The organism is Pseudomonas sp. FGI182 (assembly GCF_000511325.1).
In the GTDB taxonomy this organism is placed as follows: Bacteria; Pseudomonadota; Gammaproteobacteria; order Pseudomonadales; family Pseudomonadaceae; genus Aquipseudomonas; species Aquipseudomonas putida_Z.
The window spans coordinates 4,877,641-4,898,525 of sequence record NZ_CP007012.1; the positions used below are offsets into that span (position 1 = coordinate 4,877,641).

17 protein-coding genes are annotated in these 20,885 nt (G+C 64.3%); 4 read left to right on the forward strand and 13 right to left on the reverse strand.

Going from position 1 to position 20,885, the window contains the following annotated elements:
- Window positions 1-20: 20 nt before the first annotated feature.
- From C163_RS21430 to C163_RS21440, 3 genes are read left to right on the forward strand one after another with little or no spacing between them, the layout of a single operon-like run.
- Window positions 21-938: a putative 2-dehydropantoate 2-reductase gene (locus C163_RS21430; RefSeq protein WP_025340537.1), complete on the forward strand. Its 918-nt coding sequence runs from the start codon at window positions 21-23 to the stop codon at window positions 936-938.
- A gap of 38 nt (window positions 939-976) precedes the next feature.
- Window positions 977-3,007, forward strand: a complete 2,031-nt coding sequence (locus C163_RS21435; RefSeq protein ID WP_025340538.1) for an ATP-binding protein — start codon at window positions 977-979, stop codon at window positions 3,005-3,007.
- Window position 3,008: 1 nt separating this feature from the next.
- Window positions 3,009-3,575 (forward strand): cob(I)yrinic acid a,c-diamide adenosyltransferase, encoded by a 567-nt coding sequence (locus tag C163_RS21440; RefSeq protein ID WP_025340539.1) that lies wholly within the window; start codon window positions 3,009-3,011, stop codon window positions 3,573-3,575.
- A gap of 143 nt (window positions 3,576-3,718) precedes the next feature.
- Here C163_RS21440 and C163_RS21445 read toward each other — a convergent pair whose 3' ends face one another.
- The 4 genes from C163_RS21445 to secA form a co-directional block, all read right to left on the reverse strand.
- Window positions 3,719-4,663: a Nudix family hydrolase gene (locus C163_RS21445; protein ID WP_025340540.1), complete on the reverse strand. Its 945-nt coding sequence runs from the start codon at window positions 4,661-4,663 to the stop codon at window positions 3,719-3,721.
- A complete protein-coding gene (locus C163_RS21450) occupies window positions 4,660-5,292 on the reverse strand; it encodes a glutathione S-transferase family protein (RefSeq protein ID WP_025340541.1) in 633 nt (210 codons plus the stop codon). The genes C163_RS21445 and C163_RS21450 overlap by 4 nt, the downstream gene beginning before the upstream one ends.
- Before the next feature lie 143 nt (window positions 5,293-5,435).
- Window positions 5,436-6,653, reverse strand: coding sequence for a bifunctional glutamate N-acetyltransferase/amino-acid acetyltransferase ArgJ (gene argJ / locus C163_RS21455; RefSeq protein WP_023662147.1), 1,218 nt, complete (start codon window positions 6,651-6,653; stop codon window positions 5,436-5,438).
- A 154-nt stretch (window positions 6,654-6,807) separates the two neighbouring features.
- Window positions 6,808-9,543 (reverse strand): preprotein translocase subunit SecA, encoded by a 2,736-nt coding sequence (gene secA / locus C163_RS21460; RefSeq protein WP_025340542.1) that lies wholly within the window; start codon window positions 9,541-9,543, stop codon window positions 6,808-6,810.
- Window positions 9,544-9,934: 391 nt separating this feature from the next.
- Between secA and C163_RS21465 the strand changes: the two genes are divergently transcribed.
- Window positions 9,935-10,390, forward strand: a complete 456-nt coding sequence (locus C163_RS21465) for a DUF721 domain-containing protein (RefSeq protein ID WP_025340543.1) — start codon at window positions 9,935-9,937, stop codon at window positions 10,388-10,390.
- Window positions 10,391-10,437: 47 nt separating this feature from the next.
- Here the strand turns inward: C163_RS21465 and lpxC are convergent, their stop codons facing one another.
- From lpxC to murD, 9 genes are all read right to left on the reverse strand, one after another.
- Window positions 10,438-11,349 (reverse strand): UDP-3-O-acyl-N-acetylglucosamine deacetylase, encoded by a 912-nt coding sequence (lpxC, locus tag C163_RS21470; RefSeq protein WP_003260771.1) that lies wholly within the window; start codon window positions 11,347-11,349, stop codon window positions 10,438-10,440.
- Between the two features lie 112 nt (window positions 11,350-11,461).
- Window positions 11,462-12,658 carry a cell division protein FtsZ gene (gene ftsZ, locus C163_RS21475; protein WP_003251871.1) on the reverse strand — a complete coding sequence of 399 codons (1,197 nt, stop codon included), beginning with the start codon at window positions 12,656-12,658 and terminating at the stop codon, window positions 11,462-11,464.
- A gap of 55 nt (window positions 12,659-12,713) precedes the next feature.
- Window positions 12,714-13,970: a cell division protein FtsA gene (gene ftsA, locus C163_RS21480; RefSeq protein WP_015271706.1), complete on the reverse strand. Its 1,257-nt coding sequence runs from the start codon at window positions 13,968-13,970 to the stop codon at window positions 12,714-12,716.
- 14 nt (window positions 13,971-13,984) lie between these two features.
- Window positions 13,985-14,854 (reverse strand): cell division protein FtsQ/DivIB, encoded by an 870-nt coding sequence (locus C163_RS21485; protein ID WP_025340544.1) that lies wholly within the window; start codon window positions 14,852-14,854, stop codon window positions 13,985-13,987.
- A 5-nt stretch (window positions 14,855-14,859) separates the two neighbouring features.
- Complete coding sequence (locus C163_RS21490) at window positions 14,860-15,816, reverse strand: D-alanine--D-alanine ligase (RefSeq protein WP_015271707.1); 957 nt, start codon at window positions 15,814-15,816, stop codon at window positions 14,860-14,862.
- Window positions 15,813-17,261 carry a UDP-N-acetylmuramate--L-alanine ligase gene (gene murC / locus C163_RS21495; RefSeq protein WP_013974110.1) on the reverse strand — a complete coding sequence of 483 codons (1,449 nt, stop codon included), beginning with the start codon at window positions 17,259-17,261 and terminating at the stop codon, window positions 15,813-15,815. The genes C163_RS21490 and murC overlap by 4 nt, the downstream gene beginning before the upstream one ends.
- Window positions 17,254-18,333 carry an undecaprenyldiphospho-muramoylpentapeptide beta-N-acetylglucosaminyltransferase gene (gene murG / locus C163_RS21500; protein ID WP_025340545.1) on the reverse strand — a complete coding sequence of 360 codons (1,080 nt, stop codon included), beginning with the start codon at window positions 18,331-18,333 and terminating at the stop codon, window positions 17,254-17,256. The genes murC and murG overlap by 8 nt, the downstream gene beginning before the upstream one ends.
- Complete coding sequence (ftsW, locus tag C163_RS21505; RefSeq protein WP_025340546.1) at window positions 18,323-19,537, reverse strand: putative lipid II flippase FtsW; 1,215 nt, start codon at window positions 19,535-19,537, stop codon at window positions 18,323-18,325. The genes murG and ftsW overlap by 11 nt, the downstream gene beginning before the upstream one ends.
- Complete coding sequence (murD, locus tag C163_RS21510) at window positions 19,534-20,880, reverse strand: UDP-N-acetylmuramoyl-L-alanine--D-glutamate ligase (protein WP_038408387.1); 1,347 nt, start codon at window positions 20,878-20,880, stop codon at window positions 19,534-19,536. Before murD ends, ftsW begins: the two co-directional genes overlap by 4 nt.
- Window positions 20,881-20,885: the final 5 nt, after the last annotated feature.

Here is a 20,885-nt window from a genome sequence, read left to right on the forward strand (position 1 = left end):
TAACGGGTTGCGAAACGCATATGAGCAGCACCTGGCATATTCTCGGCGCCGGTAGCCTGGGCAGCCTGTGGGCTTGCCGCCTGGCGCGCGCGGGCAAGGCAGTACGCCTGATCCTGCGCGACGGGCAACGGCTGCAGGCCTACCAGCAGGCCGGCGGCCTTACCCTGGTCGAACAGGACCAGCCCCGCCACTACGCCATCCCCGCCGAAACCGCGCAGGCACACGGCCCGATCCACCGTCTGCTGGTGGCCTGCAAGGCCTACGACGCTGCCCCGGCCATTGCCGGCGTGGCAGCGCGCCTGGCCGAGGGCGCCGAGGTGGTGCTGCTGCAGAACGGCCTGGGCAGCCAGGACGAAGTCGCCGACCTGGTGCCCCACGCGCGCTGCATCTTCGCCTCCAGTACCGAAGGGGCGTTCCGCGAGGGTGACTGGCAGGTACGCTTTGCCGGCCACGGCTTCAACTGGCTGGGCGACCCACGCAACCCGACGATCCCGACCTGGTTCGATGACCTGCACGAGGCCGGCATCCCCGCCGAGTGGACGGTGGATATCCTCACCCGCCTGTGGCGCAAGCTGGCGCTCAATTGCGCCATCAACCCGCTGACCGTGCTGCACGACTGCCAGAACGGCGGGCTGCTGGGGCACCTGGGCGAAGTGGACGTCCTGTGCGTCGAGCTGGCCCAGCTGCTGCGCCACTGTGGTCAGCCAGAAGCGGCAAACGGGCTGGACGAAGAAGTACAGCGGGTGATCCTCGCCACCGCAGCCAACTACTCTTCCATGTACCAGGATGTACGCGCTGGCCGGCGCACCGAGGTGCACTACCTGCTTGGCCACGCCTGCCGCGCCGCTAGCCGTCATGGCCTGCAGCTGCCACAGCTGGAACGCCTGCTGCAGCACCTGGTCGATAACCTGCGCGTGCGTGGTTTGCCCTGCGACTGACGCGGCCCTTTCAACCGGATATGGACATTGCCTAGCCCATGACCTTGCGCCAACGCCTGGAAAACCTCCCGGTCGGGCAGAAGCTGCTGGCGGCCCTGCTGGTGTTGCTGGTGACCATCCTGCTGGTGGCCAACCTCACCTTCATCAGCGCCGCCTACTGGATCACCCAGGAAAGCATGGCGCCACAGGCGCTGCACACCATCGGCCGGCTGGTGGCCAACCCGCAGCTGGCGGCCCGCGCCGGCGACAGCCCGGACACCGCCAGCGCCCTGCTCAAGGAACTGGACAGCTACACGCCGCTGCGCGCCGCCGCCATCTACGGTGGCGATGGCCGCATACTGGCGCAACTGCAGCACGGCGAGCCGCTGGCGTTGCCCAGGCGTTTTCGCGACATCGACGGCTGGCGCCTGATGGAGTTTCGCAGCACCCAGCTGATCCGCATGCCACGCGACGCCAACCCGCCCGCGCACCTGCTGCTGGTGGCCAGCAGCGAACTGCCCACGGCTTTCTACACCGGCACCCTCAGCGCCAGCCTGGGCATCCTGGTGTTCAGCATCCTGCTGTGGATCGTCATCGCCCGGCAGATCAAACGCCTGATCACCCAGCCGATCAACCAGCTCGAAGAGCTCAGCCGCCAGGTCACCCGCGAAGAAAGCTATGCCCTGCGTGCGCACCGCGGCAACGACGACGAAATCGGCAGCCTGGCCGAAGCGTTCAATACCATGCTTTCGCGCATCGAAGCCCGCGAACAGCAGCTCAAGCGCACCCGCGACGAGTTCCAGGAGGCCTATGACCAGGCCCAGGGGCTGGCCGAGGAAACCCGCCATACCAACCGCAAGCTGGAGCTGGAAGTCCAGGTGCGCAGCAAGATCGAGAAGAAACTCACCGGTTTCCAGAATTACCTCAACAGCATCATCGACTCGATGCCTTCGGCGCTGATCGCTCTCGACGAACAGCTCTACGTGACCCAGTGGAATCACGAAGCCACGGTGCTTTCCGGCACGCCACTGGACGAAGCGCTGAACCAGCCGATCTTCATCGCCTTCGAACCGCTCAAGCCGTTCCTGCCACAGCTGAAGGAAACCGTGGAAAAGCACCGGGTGGCGAAGATCGAGCGGGTCACCTGGCCCAAGGGCGACGACCTGCGCCACTACGCCCTGACCTTCTACCCGCTGACCGGTGGCGGCGGCCGTGGCGTGGTCATCCGTATCGACGACATCACCCAGCGCCTGTCCCTGGAGGAAATGATGGTGCAATCGGAGAAGATGCTTTCGGTCGGCGGCCTGGCCGCCGGCATGGCCCACGAGATCAACAACCCGCTAGGCGCGATCCTGCATAACGTGCAGAACATCCGCCGGCGCCTGTCACCCGAGCTGCCGCGCAACCAGGAGCAGGCCGAGGAACTGGGCATCGACCTGCCCACGGTCAACCGCTATCTGGAGAGCCGCGAAGTGCCGCTATTGCTCGACGGCATCCAGCAGGCCGGTGCGCGGGCGGCGAAGATCGTCACCCACATGCTCAGTTTCAGCCGCCGCAGCAACCGCCAGTTGGCGCCGTGCGACCTGCCGGCGCTGATCGATCAGGCGGTGGAGATTGCCGGCAACGACTTCGACCTGGCCATCGGCTTCGACTTCAAGGGCCAGGCCATCGTGCGCCAGTTCGACCCAGAACTGGGGCAGGTGCCGTGCACCGCCAACGAATTGGAGCAGGTGCTGCTGAACCTGCTGAAAAACGCCGCCCAGGCCATCCACCAGCGGCCGCAGCCGAGCGAGCCCGGGCGCATCACCCTGCGCACCCGCTTGAGCCCGCCATGGGCGGAAATCCAGGTCGAGGACAACGGCGTCGGCATGCCCGAGGGGGTGCGCAAACGCACCTTCGAGCCGTTCTTCACCACCAAGGAAATCGGCCAGGGCACCGGGCTGGGCCTGTCGGTCTCGTACTTCATCATCACCAACAACCACAAGGGGCAGATGGAAGTGCAATCCACGCCCGGCCAGGGTACCTGCTTCACCCTGCGCCTGCCCCTCGGCCAGCCGGCAGCGGCGGCGCCGGCCAAAACGGAGAAATGACATGGGTTACCGCCTGTCGAAGATCTACACCCGCACCGGCGACAAAGGCGAAACCGGCCTGGGCGACGGGCGTCGGGTGCCCAAGGACCACCCACGGATCGAAGCGATTGGCGAGGTGGACAGCCTGAACAGCCAACTGGGTGTGCTGCTGGCGGGGCTGGCCGAACAAGGGTTGGATGAAGTGAGCGCGGTGTTGGCGCCGTGTCAGCACCGCCTGTTTGACCTGGGCGGTGAGCTGGCGATGCCCAGTTATCAGGCGTTGAACCTGGCGGAAGTGGAACGCCTGGAAGCAGCGATCGATGTGTGGAATGAAGAGCTGGGGCCGTTGAAGAACTTCATCTTGCCCAGTGGCTCGGCGCTGGTGGCGCAGGCGCATGTGTGCCGGAGCCTGGCGCGCAGTGCGGAGCGACGGTGCCAGCAGCTGAATGCGCTGGAGCCGTTGGCGGGGGTTGGGTTGGCGTATATCAACCGGCTTTCGGATCTGCTGTTCGTGGCGGCGCGGATCATTGGGCGGCGGCAGGGGGTGGCTGAGGTTTTGTGGCAGCCTGCTGAAAAGCCGCAGGGCTGATATTTTTGGGGCTGCTGCGCAGCCCATCGCGACACAAGGCCGCTCCTACAGGGGGGTCGCGATTCATTCAGGATTACGCGATTCCTGTGTAGGAGCGGCCTTGTGTCGCGATGGGCCGCAAAGCGGCCCCAATTACAGGCGACTCAGATCTCGGGCCAGAACGCCCGGATCCCGGCCACACCCTGTGCCCCCGCTTCCCAGGCCTGCTCGCGCTCACCCGGCCCTACCCCACCCAGCAGGTAGACCGGCTTGTTGAACCCGGCAATCAACCGCTGTGCCTCGTCCCACCCCAGCGGCACCGCCTCAGGGTGTGTCAGGGTTGCCTGCACCGGCGACAAGGTGACGAAGTCCACGCCCATCTGCTCCGCAAGCGCCAGCTCTTCGGCACTGTGGCAGGACGCCGCCAGCCAGCGCTCCTTGGGGAACGGCCGGCCGTTGGCGGCATACTTGCGCAGTTGTGCAGCCGTCAGGTGCCAACCCGCGGCTGGGAAGTCACCCAGCCACTCCAGCGGCCCCTTGAGCATCAACTGCGCCTTGCCCGCGCACAGGCCGACCGCATCCACCGCCACATCGCGGTACTTGGGGTCGTACATGTCCGGGGCACGCAACTGGATCAGGCGAATGCCGCTGGCCACCGCCTTCTGGATGCCCTTGAGCATCTGCGGCACTTCCAGGCCATCGGGGGTGATCAGGTACTGGTCCGGCAGGCGCGCGGCTGCAACGATCGGTTTATTGGCCTCGGGGAATTCGTACTGGGGCAAATCACGTGGGGCAACCCATTCCAGCGGCTGGCCCTCGGCGCCATGCGGCTCGCCGGTGAACGCCTCGACCTCGCGCACGTCCAGCAGCACCTGCTTGTCCGGGTAGTCGTGGCTGACCTTGATCAGCGCACGCGAACGGCTTACCTCGATGCCCAGCTCCTCGCGCAGCTCGCGGGCCAGCGCGGCCTCGACGCCCTCACCCTCTTCCACCTTGCCGCCCGGGAATTCCCACAGGCCGCCCTGGTGCTGGGTATCGGCACGCCGTGCGATCAGAATGCGGCCGTCAGTACCACGAATGACAGCGGCTACAACATGAATCCGTTTCACCCTTCACGCTCCGCCAGGCCAGCCTGCTGCCAGGCCTGGAAGGCCGGCCAATGGTAAATGGTTTCGATATAGGCCGCCGCCTCCGCAGGCACTTCCACGCGGTAGGTGCGCAGGCGTACGGCCACCGGGGCGAAGAAGGCATCGGCCAGGCTCGGCTTGCCGAACAGGAACGGGCCGCTGTCCTTGGCCACCAAGCGGCATTCGGACCACAGTGCAACGATACGGTCGATATCGATTTGAACCTCCAGCGGCACGCTGTCCAGCGCCTGGTCGCGCGACAGGTCGAACGGCATGGCACCGCGCAGGGCGAAGAAGCCGCTGTGCATCTGCGCGCAGGCCGAACGGGCCTGGGCCCGGGCCGCCACGTCGGCAGGCCACAGCTGGGCGTCGGGGTGGCGTTCGTTGAGGTATTCGGCAATGGCCAGCGAGTCGGCGATCACACCGTGCTCGGTCTTGAGCAGCGGTACCTTGCCGGTAGCAGAGAAGGCGAGGATGCGCTGACGGGTGTCAGGCTGGTTGAGTTTGATCAGTGTTTCTTCGTAAGGCACGCCAGCCAGCTCGAGGGCCAGGGCGCCACGCAGCGACCAGGAGGAATACAGCTTGTCGCCGATGATCAGGTGATAGCTCATGGTTCGGCTCCATCGTTTGGGAATTTTGGGGCTGCTCTGCAGCCCTTTCGCGACACAAGGCCGCTCCCACATGGGGCGGTGTACGCAGGTCCTTGTGGGAGCGGCCTTGTGTCGCGATGGGCCGCAACGCGGCCCCAATTACATCAGGTACGGTACTCGGCGTTGATCTTCACGTACTCGTGGGACAGGTCGGTGGTCCAGATGGTTTCGCTGCACTGGCCACGGCCCAGCTCGATGCGGATGGTGATCTCTTCCTGGGCCATTACCTTGGCGCCCTGGTCTTCGGTGTAGCTTGGGCTGCGGCCGCCTTTGCTGGCAATGCACACGCTGTCCAGGTACACATCGATCAGGCTCACATCCAGCTCCGGTACGCCGGCACGGCCAACGGCGGCGAGGATACGGCCCCAGTTGGGGTCGGAAGCGAACAGCGCAGTCTTGATCAGCGGCGAGTGGGCCACGGCGTAGCCGACGTCCAGGCACTCCTGGTGGTTGCCACCGCCGTTGACCTGCACGGTAACGAACTTGGTGGCGCCTTCGCCGTCACGGACGATGGCCTGGGCCACTTCCATGCACACTTCGAACACCGCCTTCTTCAGCGCTTCGAACAATGCGCCGCTGGCTTCGGTGACTTCTGGCAGGTTGGCCTTGCCGGTGGCGATCAGCATGCAGCAGTCGTTGGTCGAGGTGTCGCCATCGATGGTGATGCGGTTGAACGACTTGTTGGCGCCGTCCAGCATCAGGTCCTTGAGTACCGCTGGGGCAACCTTGGCGTCGGTGGCGATGTAGCCGAGCATGGTAGCCATGTTCGGGCGAATCATGCCTGCACCTTTGCTGATGCCGGTGACGGTAACGGTCACGCCATCGTGCTGGAACTGGCGGCTGGCACCCTTGGGCAGGGTGTCGGTGGTCATGATGCCGGTGGCGGCTTCGGCCCAGTGGTTTTCCGACAGGTTGTCGAGGGCGGCCTGCAGCGCGCCTTCGATCTTCTCGACCGGCAGCGGCTCGCCGATTACGCCGGTGGAGAACGGCAGTACCGACTCGGCCGGTACGCCAGCCAGTTCGGCCAGCTTGGCGCAGGTGCGCTCGGCGGCGGCCAGGCCTGGCGCGCCGGTGCCGGCGTTGGCGTTACCGGTGTTGGTCAGCAGGTAGCGCACGGTGCCCTGCACACGCTGCTTGGACAGGATCACCGGCGCTGCGCAGAAGGCGTTGAGGGTGAACACGCCAGCCACGCTGGAGCCTTCGGCGCAGCGCATGACCACCACATCCTTGCGCCCCGGGCGCTTGATGCCGGCAGAAGCGATGCCGAGTTCAAAACCCGGAACCGGGTGCAGGGTGGGCAAAGGACCAAGACCAACAGCCATTAGAGCGCTCCTAGAAAATACGGTTGAATTGCAAAAAGCGGGGCCGCTTCGCGCCCCATCGCGACACAAGGCCGCTCCTACAAGAGTACTGCGATTCCTGTAGGAGCGGCCTTGTGTCACGACAGGGCCGCAAAGCGGCCCCATTCAGGTCAGATCACTCGATCTGCCCGTGGCAATGCTTGAACTTCTTGCCCGAACCACACCAGCACGGCTCGTTGCGGCCCAGCTTCTGCTCGTTGCGCACCGGTGCCGAGGCGACGGCCACTTCGGCGCCCTCCTCGTTCAGTTGCTCGCTTTCCAGGCCCGGGGCAGCGGCATGCTGGAACTGCATGCGGCTGGCCAGTTCCTCGGCCTCGCGGCGCAGGCGGGCTTCCTCTTCGACCGGGTCTTCGCGGCGTACCTGAACGTGCGACAGCACACGGATGGTGTCGCGCTTGATCGACTCGAGCAGCTCCTGGAACAGGCTGAAGGATTCGCGCTTGTACTCCTGCTTCGGGTTCTTCTGCGCATAACCACGCAGGTGGATACCGTGACGCAGGTGGTCCATGGTCGACAGGTGGTCTTTCCACAGGTCATCCAGCACGCGCAGCAGGATCTGCTTCTCGAAGGTACGCAGGGCTTCCATACCGGCCTGGTCTTCCTTCTCGGTGTACGCGGTGGTGATTTCGTTCAGCAGCTTCTCGCGCAGGGTCTCTTCGTAGAGGTGATCGTCCTCGTCGAGCCACTGCTGGATCGGCAGCTTCATGGCGAAATCGCTGGCAAGCGAAGCTTCCAGACCGGCCACGTCCCACTGCTCTGGCAGCGATTGCGGCGGAATGTGCTGGCTGATCGTAGCGTCCAGTACTTCCTTGCGGAATTCGACGATGGTGTCGCCAATGTTCTCGGCGGCCAGCAGGCTGTTGCGCATGTGGTAGATCACCTTGCGCTGCTCGTTGGCCACGTCGTCGTATTCCAGCAACTGCTTGCGGATGTCGAAGTTGCGGCCTTCGACCTTGCGCTGGGCCTTCTCGATGGCGTTGGTGACCATGCGGTGCTCGATGGCCTCGCCGGACTGCATGCCCAGCGCCTTCATGAAGTTCTTCACCCGGTCAGAGGCGAAGATACGCATCAGGCTGTCTTCCAGCGACAGGTAGAAGCGGCTGGAGCCCGGGTCGCCCTGACGGCCGGAACGGCCACGCAGCTGGTTGTCGATACGGCGCGATTCGTGGCGCTCGGAAGCGATCACGTGCAGGCCACCCGTCTCGATCACCTGCTGGTGACGCTTCTGCCAGTCGGCCTTGATCTGGGCGATCTGCTCGGCGGTCGGGTTTTCCAGGGCAGCCACTTCGGCTTCCCAGTTACCGCCCAGCAGAATGTCGGTACCACGGCCGGCCATGTTGGTGGCGATGGTCAGGGCACCTGGCGCACCGGCTTGCGCGATGATCTCGGCTTCCTTCTCGTGGTACTTGGCGTTGAGCACCTTGTGGTCGATACCTTCCTTCTTCAGGAGGTTGGACATGTGCTCGGAGGTTTCGATGGTCGCAGTACCCACCAGCACCGGGCGGCCCTGCTTCATGCTTTCCTTGATGTCGGCGATGATCGCGGCGTATTTCTCGTCGGCGGTCAGGTACACCAGGTCGTTGAAGTCTTTACGCGCCAACGGCTTGTTCGGCGGAATGACCATCACGTTGAGCCCGTAGATCGACTGGAACTCGAACGCTTCGGTGTCGGCGGTACCGGTCATGCCGGACAGCTTGGTGTACAGGCGGAAGTAGTTCTGGAAGGTGGTCGAAGCCAGGGTCTGGCTCTCGGCCTGGATGTTCAGGTTCTCTTTGGCTTCGATGGCCTGGTGCAGGCCTTCGGACAGACGACGGCCCGGCATGGTACGGCCGGTGTGCTCGTCGATCAGCAGGACCTGGCCGTCCTGGACGATGTATTCGATGTTGCGGTGGAACAGCTTGTGCGCGCGCAGGCCGGCGTAGACGTGGGTCAGCAGGCTCAGATTATGCGCCGAGTACAGGCTCTCGCCCTCGGCCAGCAGGCCGGACTGGGTGAGCATCTCTTCGATGAACTGGTGACCGGCTTCGTTCAGCTCGACCTGACGGCTCTTCTCGTCGATGGTGAAGTGGCCTTCCTGGGTGACCTGGCCTTCGACCTCTTCGATGTGCTGGGTAAGGCGCGGGATCAGACGGTTGATCTCGATGTACAGCTTGGAGCTGTCCTCGGCCTGACCGGAGATGATCAGCGGGGTACGCGCTTCGTCGATGAGGATGGAGTCGACTTCGTCGATCACGGCGAAGTTCAGTTCACGCTGGAACTTCTCGTCCTGGCTGAACGCCATGTTGTCGCGCAGGTAGTCGAAACCGAATTCGTTGTTGGTGCCGTAGGTGATGTCGGACGCGTAGGCGGCGCGCTTTTCTTCCGGCGGCTGGAAGGCCGAGACGATGCCGACCGACAGGCCGAGGAACTCGTACAGCGGGCGCATCCAGTTGGCATCGCGGCGGGCCAGGTAGTCGTTGACGGTGACCACGTGCACGCCCTTGCCGGACAATGCGTTGAGGTACACGGCCAGGGTACCGACCAAGGTCTTGCCTTCACCGGTACGCATTTCTGCGATCATGCCCTCGTGCAGGGTCATGCCACCGATCAGCTGCACGTCGAAGTGGCGCATGCCCATCACGCGCTTGCCGGCCTCACGGGCCACGGCGAAGGCTTCAGGCAGCAACTGGTCCAGTGTCTCGCCTTTGGCCAGGCGCTCCTTGAACTCTGCGGTCTTGCCCCGCAGTTGCTCGTCGGAGAGGGCCACCATCTTCTCTTCGAGAGCATTGACGATGTTCACCGTCTTGAGCATGCGTTTAACTTCACGCTCGTTCTTGCTTCCAAAAAGTTTCTTTAACAAAGGCGCAAACATATCGGCAGGATCTTCCACACGTAGGGATGGAGGGCGGCCCCATGAGTCGCCCGTGCAGCCCTGAGGCCGCATGCGAACGAGCATTCTACCCGGAAACGATGGTGAGGAAAGTGGTGGATTTCCACGATGCTTGTACAGCGTTTTGGCGGGGGCTTGTTTTAGATAGGGGCATTTTCCCTGAGTTCAAGGTTCGGGAAGATGAAACGTATCGAGAATGAGTCTTGTCTTGTGTTGCCTGTACCGGCCTCTTCGCGGGCTTGCCCGCTCCCACAGGATCACCACAGACCTCAAGTGTTGTGTAATGCCTGTGGGAGCGGGCAAGCCCGCGAAGAGGCCGGTACAGGCTATAGAGGTGTTAAACTGCTGATCTTGTAACCTCATGCACATACCCATGGCCTACAAACCCTCCCCCGCCCAGCCGCCCTCCGCCCTGCTACGCCAGGTGCGCCCGCTGCGCCTGCTGCTGAACCAGGCCGAACGCCTGGAACACCTGCAGCGCCTGCTGGAAAGCCAGCTGCAACCAGCCGCCCGCGAGCACTGCCATGTGGCGTCGTGGCGCGATGGCACACTGTTGCTGGTGGTAACCGACGGCCACTGGGCAACCCGCCTGCGCTATCAGCAGAAACGCCTGATGTCGGCATTACAGGCCATGGAGGCGTTCGCCAATCTCAGGCGCATCCTGTACAAGGTCCAGCCCCCGCTGGTGCCAGCCAAGCGTGGTGGCCATGCTGCGGAACTGTCCAATAACGCAGCCGAGAGCCTGCGCGATACCGCCGAGGGCATCACTGACCCCAAGCTGCGCGCAGCACTGGAACGATTGGCCGCCCACGCCCAGGGCAAGCCATAAAAAAGGCCACCCGAAGGTGGCCTTAATGAACTAGAGAGTGTTCGAACTTACACGGCCGCAACAGGGCGCATGTACGAGATCGGTGCCGTGCTGGCATCTTCGAAAGTGACCACTTCCCAGGCATCGGTTTCGGCAATCAGCTTGCGCAACAGCTGGTTGTTCAGCGCGTGGCCGGACTTGTAGCCCTTGAACTCGCCGATCAGGCTGTTACCCAGCAGATAAAGGTCGCCAATGGCGTCGAGGATCTTGTGCTTGACGAATTCGTCATCGGAACGAAGGCCGTCTTCGTTGAGCACACCGGTCTCGTCGACCACGATGGCGTTCTCGACACTGCCGCCCAGCGCAAGGTTGTGCTTGCGCAGGTACTCGATGTCACGCATGAAACCGAAGGTACGGGCGCGGCTGACTTCCTTCACGAACGAGGTGCTGGAGAAGTCGACGACCGCACTCTGGGTCTGGCCCTTGAGGACCGGATGATCGAAGTCGATCTCGAAGCTCACCTTGAAACCGTCGAAAGGCAGGAAAGTGGCGCGCTTGTCGCCCTCTTCCACGGTTACCTCACGCAGGATGCGGATGAACTTCTTGGCTGCGTCCTGTTCTTCCAGGCCGGCAGACTGAATCAGAAATACAAAGGGTCCGGCGCTGCCATCCATGATCGGCACTTCCGAGGCGGAGAGCTCGACGTAGGCGTTATCGATGCCCAGGCCCGCCATGGCGGAGAGCAGGTGCTCGACCGTATCGACCTTGACGTCACCGTTGACCAGCGTCGTCGACATGGTTGTCTCGCCGACGTTGGCCGCGCGCGCCGGGATTTCGACCACAGGGTCGAGGTCGGCGCGGCGGAAGACGATGCCGGTGTCAACAGGTGCAGGCTTGAGGGTCAGGTAAACCTTCTCCCCGGAGTGCAGACCGACACCTGTGGCACGGATGGTATTCTTCAGGGTGCGTTGTTTAATCATGGCATTGGCCGCTTCAGCGCAAATTGCGAACAGGTATCAACAAAGGCTGGGGATGATAACAGACCCAACCTTTGATGAATACCAATCACCTTTATACCCCTGATAAATTCCATTAATCAGCCTGACGACGCAGGAATGCCGGGATATCGAGGTAATCCAGGTCATCCTGAGGGTTCAGTTTAGCGGCTGCAGCAGCACCTGCATGGGCCTGGTTGCGCATTACGGTCGGGCGCTCCAGGTCACGGTAGTTGACCGCAGGCTGCTCCTGGCGAACCGGAGCCGGGTTGGAAGCCTCATATGCCTGCTGGGCAGTCTGCAGGGTGTTGTCGACCACCTTCACAGGCTTCTCGATGCGCGCGCCCAGGCCGGTGGCCACTACGGTCACGTGCAGCTCGTCACGCATGTCCGGGTCGATCACGGTGCCGACCTTGACCATGGCGTGGTCGGAGGCGAAGGCTTCGATGATGCTACCCACGTCGGAGTACTCGCCCAGCGACAGGTCAGGGCCTGCGGTGATGTTCACCAGGATGCCGCGGGCGCCCTGCAGGTTGACGTCTTCCAGCAGCGGGTTGCGGATCGCTGCCTCGGTGGCTTCACGCGCACGGTTCGGGCCGCTGGCGCAGCCAGTACCCATCATGGCCATGCCCATTTCACCCATCACGGTACGCACGTCGGCGAAGTCGACGTTGATCATGCCCGGGCGCTTGATGATATCGGAGATACCGCGCACGGCACCGGCCAGTACGTCGTCGGCCTTGGCGAAGGCGGACAGCAGGCTGGCATCCTTGCCCAGGATGGTCAGCAGCTTCTCGTTGGGGATGGTGATCAACGAGTCGACGCTTTCGGCCAGCATGCGGATGCCTTCATCGGCGATCTGCATGCGCTTGCGGCCTTCGAACGGGAACGGACGGGTCACCACGGCAACGGTGAGAATGCCCATTTCCTTGGCCACTTCGGCGATGATCGGCGCTGCACCGGTACCGGTACCGCCGCCCATGCCAGTGGTGATGAACACCATGTTGGTGCCCTGCAGCACTTCAGCGATGCGCTCACGGTCTTCCAGCGCGGCCTGGCGGCCGACTTCCGGATTGGCACCGGCACCCAGGCCCTTGGTCACGCCAGTGCCCAATTGCAGGATGGTGCGCGCGCCGATGTTCTTCAGCGCCTGAGCATCGGTGTTGGCGCAGATGAATTCCACGCCTTCGATGCTGCTCTTGACCATGTGGTTGACGGCGTTGCCGCCACCACCGCCAACACCGATCACTTTGATGACCGGGCTTTGCGGGACGTTGTCTACGAGCTCGAACATTTTCCCTCTCCTTACAGTTCTCTAGTTGTCGCGCCTACCACTACTGCTTTGAAACTTAGAAATTGCCCTGGACCCAGCGCTTGAAGCGTTCAAGCACTGGAGCCTTCGGTTCATCGCCATAGCTGTTGTTGCTGCTGTTACCGGTCAGGGGCAGGTCTTCGGTCTGCTTCTGCAGGCCGTAGGTGAGCAAGCCCACGCCGGTGGAATAGATCGGGTTGCGAACCACGTCGCTGAGCCCCCGAACGCTGTGCGGCACGCCCAGGCGTACCGGCATGTGGAAGATTTCCTCGGCCAGTTCCACGGCGCCTTCCATCTTGGCGGTGCCGCCGGTGAGGACGATGCCGGCCGGCACCAGGTCCTCGTAGCCGCTGCGGCGCAGCTCGGCCTGGATCAGGGTGAAGAGCTCGTCGTAACGTGGCTCCACCACCTCGGCCAGGGCCTGGCGCGACAGCTCGCGCGGTGGGCGATCACCCACGCTTGGCACCTTGATGGTCTCGCCGGCGCCAGCCAGTTTGGCCAGGGCGCAGGCGTAGCGGATCTTGATTTCTTCGGCGTACTGGGTCGGGGTACGCAGGGCCATGGCGATGTCGTTGGTCACCTGGTCGCCGGCAATCGGGATCACCGCGGTGTGACGGATCGCGCCCTCGGTGAAGATGGCGATGTCGGTGGTGCCACCACCGATGTCCACCAGGCACACGCCCAGCTCTTTTTCATCGTCGGTCAGCACCGAGTAGGCCGAGGCCAGTTGCTCGAGGATGATGTCGTCGATTTCCAGGCCGCAGCGGCGTACGCATTTTTCGATGTTCTGCGCCGCGTTGACCGCGCAGGTGACCACGTGGACCTTGGCTTCCAGACGTACGCCAGACATGCCCAGCGGCTCGCGCACGCCTTCCTGGTTGTCGATCACGTAGTCCTGCGGCAGGGTGTGCAGCACGCGCTGGTCAGCCGGGATGGCAACGGCCTGGGCGGCGTCGAGTACGCGCTCCAGGTCGGCCAGGCTGACCTCGCGGTCGCGAATGGCGACGATGCCGTGGGAGTTCAGGCTGCGGATGTGGTTGCCGGCCACGCCGACGAAGGCCGAGTGGATGCGGCAGCCGGCCATCAGCTGCGCTTCTTCCACGGCGCGCTGGATCGACTGCACGGTGGACTCGATGTTCACCACCACGCCTTTTTTCAGGCCGCGGGACGGATGGGTACCGATCCCGACGATTTCCAGGGTGCCGTCCTCGCCCACTTCACCCACCAGCGCCACCACCTTGGAGGTGCCGATGTCCAGCCCGACGATCATTTTGCCGCTATGCGCGTTTGCCATGGTCCTGCCTCTCTCTAATTCTTCGCAACGGCGGGTTGGGCCGTCGTCGGTGCAATCGGTTCCCGCCAACCAACGGCAAGTCCGTTGGAGTAACGCAGATCAATGCGGGCGATAGTGCTGATCTGGTCTTTGAGTGTCTTGTCGTAAATGGCAATGAAACGGCGCATCTTCTCCACCAGATGGTCGCGCCCCAGCAGCAGCTCGATACCCGGCCCGGCGCTGCTCGCGCCCGTGGTCAGGAACCAGCTGCCTCGCTCGCGCAGCTCCAGGCGAGCGATGGAAAAGCCCAGGGGGCGCAGCATCTGGCTCAATACCTGATACTGCTGCATCACTTGTTGCTGAGCACGCTGCGGCCCGGCCAGCTGCGGCAGGTGCTCGTAGTTGGCCAGTTCGCGCGGGGTGAAGGCCTGGCCCTGGTTGTTGAGCAAGGCTTCGTCACCCCAGCGCGCCACCGGCAACTGTTCTTCCAGGCGGATCACCACCTCGTCGGGCCACACCCGGCGCACTTCGGCGTGGGCGATCCACGGCATCTGCTCGAGCTCTGCGCGCATCGCCGGCAGGTCGACACTGAAGAAGCTCGCTGCCACGTAGGGCGCGATACGCTGCTGCACCGACTGCTGGCTGATGTAGCTGAGGTCGCCCTGCACGTCGATCTTGGTGATCGGCCGGTCGGCGTACGGCATCAGGCGAATGGCGCCCTCGTAGGCGCCAAACCCGGCCGCCACCAGCAGCACCGGCCACAGCAGGCGCTTGAGACCACCCAGGCTTGGCCGCGGCAGGCGCGCCGATACGGGCTCGTCGGCCACCAGCCGGCTGGCACCACGCGGCACCGGCTTGCTACGGCCGGTAACGGGTTGCTGCTGACGTATCATCGCGCCTTGCATGGTTGTTAACCTCGCGTCGCCACGCTTTCGGCCAGGATCGCCAGCACCAGTTGCTGGAAGTCCAGGCCGGCTGCGCGGGCCGCCATGGGCACCAGGCTATGGTCGGTCATGCCGGGTGCGGTGTTGACTTCGAGCAGCCAGAACCGGCCCTGCTCGTCCTGCATCACGTCCAGCCGCCCCCAGCCTTCGATGCCGATGGCATCGCAGGCACGTGCGGTCAGGTCGATCAGTTCCTGTTCCTTGACGCTGTCCAGGCCGCACGGAATGCGGTACTGGGTATCGTTGGCGATGTACTTGGCGTCGTAGTCGTAGAACACGTGCGGCGTACCCAGGGCGATCGGCGGCAGCACCTGGCCGCGCAATACCGCGACGGTGAACTCCGGCCCGTGGATCCACTGCTCCACCAGTACCTGGGAATCGTATCGGGCGGCATCCTGCCAGGCGGCGACCAGTTCCTGGGCGCTGTTCACCTTGGCCATGCCGATGCTGGAACCTTCATGGGCGGGTTTGACGATAAGCGGGAAGCCCAGTTCCGTGCTGGCCTGCAAACAATCGCTTTCGCTCGCCAGCACCGCGTGGCGCGGGGTCGGAATACCCAGGCTCTGCCACACCTGCTTGGTGCGCAGCTTGTCCATGGCCAGTGCCGAGGCAAGGATGCCACTACCGGTGTAGGGGATGCCCAGGCACTCGAGCAGGCCTTGCATGCTGCCGTCTTCACCGCCACGGCCGTGGAGGATGATGAAAGCGCGGTCGATCTTCTCGCTTTGCAGGCGGTCGAGCAGGTCGTCACCCACGTCGATGGCGACCACGTCGACACCGGCGGTGGTCAGCGCGTCGATCACTGCGGCACCGGACTTGAGCGACACTTCGCGCTCGGCGCTCTTGCCGCCGTACAGCACCGCGACGCGGCCGAACGCCTTGACGTCCAGGGTCGAGTGCAGTTTGTCGTAGGCGCTGGTCATTTCGACTTCTCCTGCTTGGCGCCAGCGAACAGCGGGCTTTTCATCAATTGAGGGGCCAGGCCGCCGACATCACCGGCACCCTGGCAGATCAGGATGTCGCCAGCGCGCAGCAGTGGCTTGACCAGCGGCGCCAGGTCGACGCCACGCTCGATGTAGATCGGGTCCAGCTTGCCGCGCTGGCGGATGCTGTGGCACAGCTGGCGGCTGTCGGCGCCGGGGATCGGCTCTTCGCCGGCCGGGTAGACCTCCATAAGCAGCAGCACGTTGGCATCGCCCAGCACCTGGACGAAATCGTCGTACAGGTCGCGGGTACGGCTGTAGCGGTGCGGCTGGTAGACGATCACCAGGCGACGGCTTGGCCAGCCACCGCGCACGGCCTGGATCACCGCGGCCACTTCGGTCGGGTGGTGGCCGTAGTCGTCGACCAGCATCACGCTGCCGCCTTCGACCGGCAGTTCGCCGTACACCTGGAAGCGGCGGCCGACGCCCTGGAAGCCGGACAGGCCCTGGACGATGGCTTCGTCGGTGATGCCTTCGTCGGTGGCGATGGCGATGGTGGCCAAGGCGTTGAGCACGTTGTGGTTGCCGGGCATGTTCACCGACACCTCCAGCGGCTCGCGGTCACGGCGCAGCACGGTGAAGTGGGTCTGCATGCCCATCTGGCGCACGTTGATGGCGCGGATGTCGGCCTCGTCGCTGAAGCCATAGGTCACGGTCGGGCGCTTGACCTGTGGCAGGATCTCGCGCACTACCGGGTCGTCCAGGCACATCACGGCCAGGCCGTAGAACGGCAGGTTGTGCAGGAACTCGACGAAGGTTTTCTTCAGTTTGTTGAAGTCACCTTCGTAGGTCGCCATGTGGTCGGCGTCGATGTTGGTGACCACGGCTACCATCGGCTGCAGGTGCAGGAAGCTGGCATCGCTCTCGTCAGCTTCGGCAATCAGGTAGCGGCTGGTACCCAGCTGGGCATTGGTGCCGGCCGCGGTCAGGCGGCCACCGATGACGAAGGTCGGGTCCAGGCCGCCAGCGGCGAACACCGAGGCCAGCAGGCTGGTGGTGGTGGTCTTGCCGTGGGTGCCGGCAACGGCCACGCCATGGCGATAGCGCATCAGCTCGGCGAGCATCTCGGCACGCGGCACCACCGGAATGCGCCGCTCGAGGGCGGTGGCGACTTCGGGGTTGGCCGGGTTGATGGCGCTGGACACCACCAGCACATCGGCGGTGGCGGCGTTCTCGGCGCGGTGGCCGACGAAGATCTCGGCGCCGAACGATTCCAGGCGCTCGGTAACCGGCGAGGCCTTCAGGTCGGAACCGGACACTTCATAGCCCAGGTTCAGCAACACTTCGGCAATGCCGCACATGCCCACGCCGCCGATACCGACGAAGTGGATACGGCGGATACGGCCCATCTTCGGCTGGGGCATGGCTTTCTGGCTCTCAACCATGGGCCACCTCCAGGCAGATATCGACCACGGTGCTGGTTGCGGCAGGTTTGGCCAGGCGCCGTGCGGTGCCTGCCATGACGTTGAGTTTCTCGGGTTGCATCAGCACCTCGTTCAGGCGTTCAGCGAGCTGCGCTGCGCCAGTTGTCGCTTGTGGCATCAGGAAGGCTGCGCCTTCCCGGGCCAGATATTGGGCGTTGTGGGTCTGGTGGTCGTCGATCGCGTGGGGCAATGGCACCAGCATCGAAGGCAGGCCCGCTGCCGCCAGCTCGCTGACGGTCAGGGCGCCGGCCCGGCACACCACAATGTCGGCCCAGCCATAGGCTTGGGCCATGTCCTTGATGAAGGGCTCTACCTGAGCCTCGACGCCCGCCTCGTGATAACGCTCGGCGGTGATCGGCGCGTGTTGCTTGCCGGCCTGGTGGAATACCTCTGGCCGCAGCGCGGCGGGCACTTCGGACAGGGCCTTAGGCAACAATTTGTTCAATGGTTCCGCACCCAGGCTGCCGCCCATCACCAGCAGGCGCGCACGGCGCTCGGCCAGGGGCGCGCGCAGGGCGTCCATGAACAGTTCCGGGCGCACCGGGTTGCCGGTGGTGCGCAGTTTGTCGCTGGCGGCGAAGGTGGCCGGGAAGGCTTCGCAAACACGCGCAGCCAGCGGCAGCAGCAGGCGGTTGGTGGTACCGGCGCGGGCGTTCTGCTCGTGGATCACCAGCGGTACGCCGCACAGGCGTGCGGCCACGCCGCCGGGGCCGGTCACATAACCACCGAAGCCGACCACGCATACCGGCTGGAGCTCACGCACGATACGCCGCGCCTGCAGCACGGCCTTGACCAGGGTGAACGGCGCCTTGAGCAACGACAGCTTGCTCTTGCCGCGCAGGCCACTCACCTGAATCAGGTGCAGCGGCAGGCCGGCCTGGGGCACCAGTTCGTTCTCGATACCGCGCGGGGTGCCCAGCCAGTGCACGCTGTAGCCGCGCGCCTGGAATTCACGGGCGCAGGCCAGGGCCGGGAACACGTGGCCCCCGGTGCCGCCCGCCATGATCAGTACGTTCTTGCCGTCAGCGGCCATGATTGGTCTCCTCGGCAAAATCGCTTTCGCTGAATTCGTGCTCCTCACTGCCCAGGTGCGTGCGGCTTTCCCACTCGATACGCAGCAACAGGCCCACACAGGCACAGCAGATCACCAGCGAACTGCCCCCGTAGCTGAGGAACGGCAGGGTCAGGCCCTTGGTCGGCAGCAGGCCGACGTTCACACCGATGTTGATCAGGAACTGGCCGATCCACAGGAAGGCCAGGCCGAAGGCAACATAAGCGGCAAAGAACTGCTTGGCTTTTTCTGCCCACAGGCCGATATACAGGGCACGTACAGTCACGAATACGAACAGCGCGATAGTCAGCAGCGAGCCGACCACGCCGAGTTCTTCGGCCAGTACCGAGAACACGAAGTCCGTGTGCGCTTCAGGCAGGTAGAACTGCTTCTGCACGCTGTTGCCCAGGCCAACGCCCAGCCACTCGCCACGGCCGAAGGCAATCAGCGCTTGGGTCAACTGGTAGCCCGAGCCGAACTGGTCGGACCACGGGTCGGTAAAGGTAATCAGGCGCGCCATCCGGTAAGGCTGCGCCTGTACCAGGACAAACACCGCGACCACTGCCAACACCACCATCAGGCTGAAGCGGAACAGCCCCACCCCGCCGAGGAACAGCATGGCCGCCGCCGCGCCCATCATCACCACGGTGGCACCGAAGTCCGGCTCCATCAGCAGCAGGGCAGCCATGGGCAGCAGCACGATGAACGGCTTGAAGAAGCCCATCCAGGTTTCGCGTACCTCGGTCTGCCGGCGCACCAGGTAGCCGGCCAGGTAGACGACCACGAACACCTTGGCAATTTCCGAAGGCTGCACGTTGAAGAAGCTGAAGCCGATCCAGCGCATGGAGCCGTTCACTTCGCGGCCGATACCCGGCACCAGCACCAGTACCAGCAGGCCGAAGGCACCCAGCAGCATCATGAAGCCCATGCGCTGCCAGGTGGCGATCGGTACCAGCATGGTGGCGCCACAGGCGACCAGGCCGAGGAACACGTACACCAGGTGGCGAAACATGTGGTAAAGCGGGTTGCCCGACTGCACCGCAGCCACTTCCGAGGACGCCGAGGTGATCATCACCAGGCCCAGGCCCAGCAATGCCAGGCAGCCGGCAAGCATCGCGAAGTCCAGGTCGATGCCACGGCCGCTGATCAGCGGCGACGGATAGGGCTTGAGGATGCCGAAGATCATGCAAGGCCTCCCGCTGCCTGGGCGAACAGGCGCCCGCGTTCTTCGAAGTTCTTGAACATGTCGAGGCTGGCGCACGCCGGCGACAGCAGCACGGCATCACCCGCCTGGGCCAGTTCGGCGCATTGCTGCACGGCGTCGTCGAGGGTCTTCACGCGGACCAGTTGCACGCCATCGCCCAGGGCTTCGGCCAGGCGCTCGGCATCACGGCCAAGCAGTACCACGGCGCGGCAGAAGCGCTTGACCGGCTCGCGCAGCGCGGCGAAGTCGGCGCCCTTGCCATCGCCACCGGCGATCAGCACCAGCTTGCCTTCGATGTCGGCACCCAGGCCTTCGATGGCGGCCAGGGCAGCACCGACGTTGGTGGCCTTGGAATCGTCGTACCAGTTAACGCCATTGCGCTCGCGCACCCATTGGCAACGGTGGGCCAGGCCGCCGAACTCGCGCAGTGCCTCGAGCATCGGTTCGAACGGCAGGCCGGCAGCATGCCCCAGGGCCAGTGCCGCCAAGGCATTGCTCTGGTTGTGGGCGCCACGAATCTTCAGCTCACGCGCCGGCATCAGCGCCTGGAATTCGAACGCCAGGTATTTCTCGCCGTCCACTTCGCGCAGGCCGAAGGCCTTGAAGTCCGGCTGGTTGAGGCCGAAGGTCCAGCATGGGCGGCCTTCCACCGGCAGCGGCCGGCTCAGCGCGTCCTGGCGGTTGACCACGACCTGGCGGGCACCACGGAAGATCCGGTGCTTGGCCAGGTGGTAGGCCGGCAGGCCGCTGTAGCGGTCCATGTGGTCTTCGCTGATGTTCAGCACGGTGGCCACTTCGGCGTTGAGCTGGTCTGTGGTTTCCAGCTGGAAGCTGGACAGTTCCAGCACGTACAGCTCGACGTCATCGGCCAGCAGGTCCAGCGCCGGGGTACCGAGGTTGCCGCCCACCGCCACGCGCTTGCCCGCCTTGGCGGCCATTTCGCCGACCAGGGTGGTGACGGTGCTCTTGGCGTTGGAGCCGCTGATGGCAATGATCGGGGCCTTGGCGTGGCGGGCGAACAGTTCGATGTCACCGGACAGCTTCACGCCACGCGCGGCCGCCAGCTGCAGGGCCGGGGTGGCCAGGGCCAGGCCGGGGCTGACGTACAGCTCGTTGGCGCGGCACAGGAAGTCCACGTCCAGTTCACCACAGCGCACTTCCACCTGCGGGTAATCACGGCGCAGGGTGTCCAGTTCCGGCGGTTGCTCGCGGGTGTCGGCGACCGCAAAGGCAATGCCCCGGCTCGCCAGGAAGCGAACCAGGGACATGCCGCTCTTGCCGAGGCCGACAACGATGCGGAATTGGTCGGAAGCGATCAGGGACACGCTCA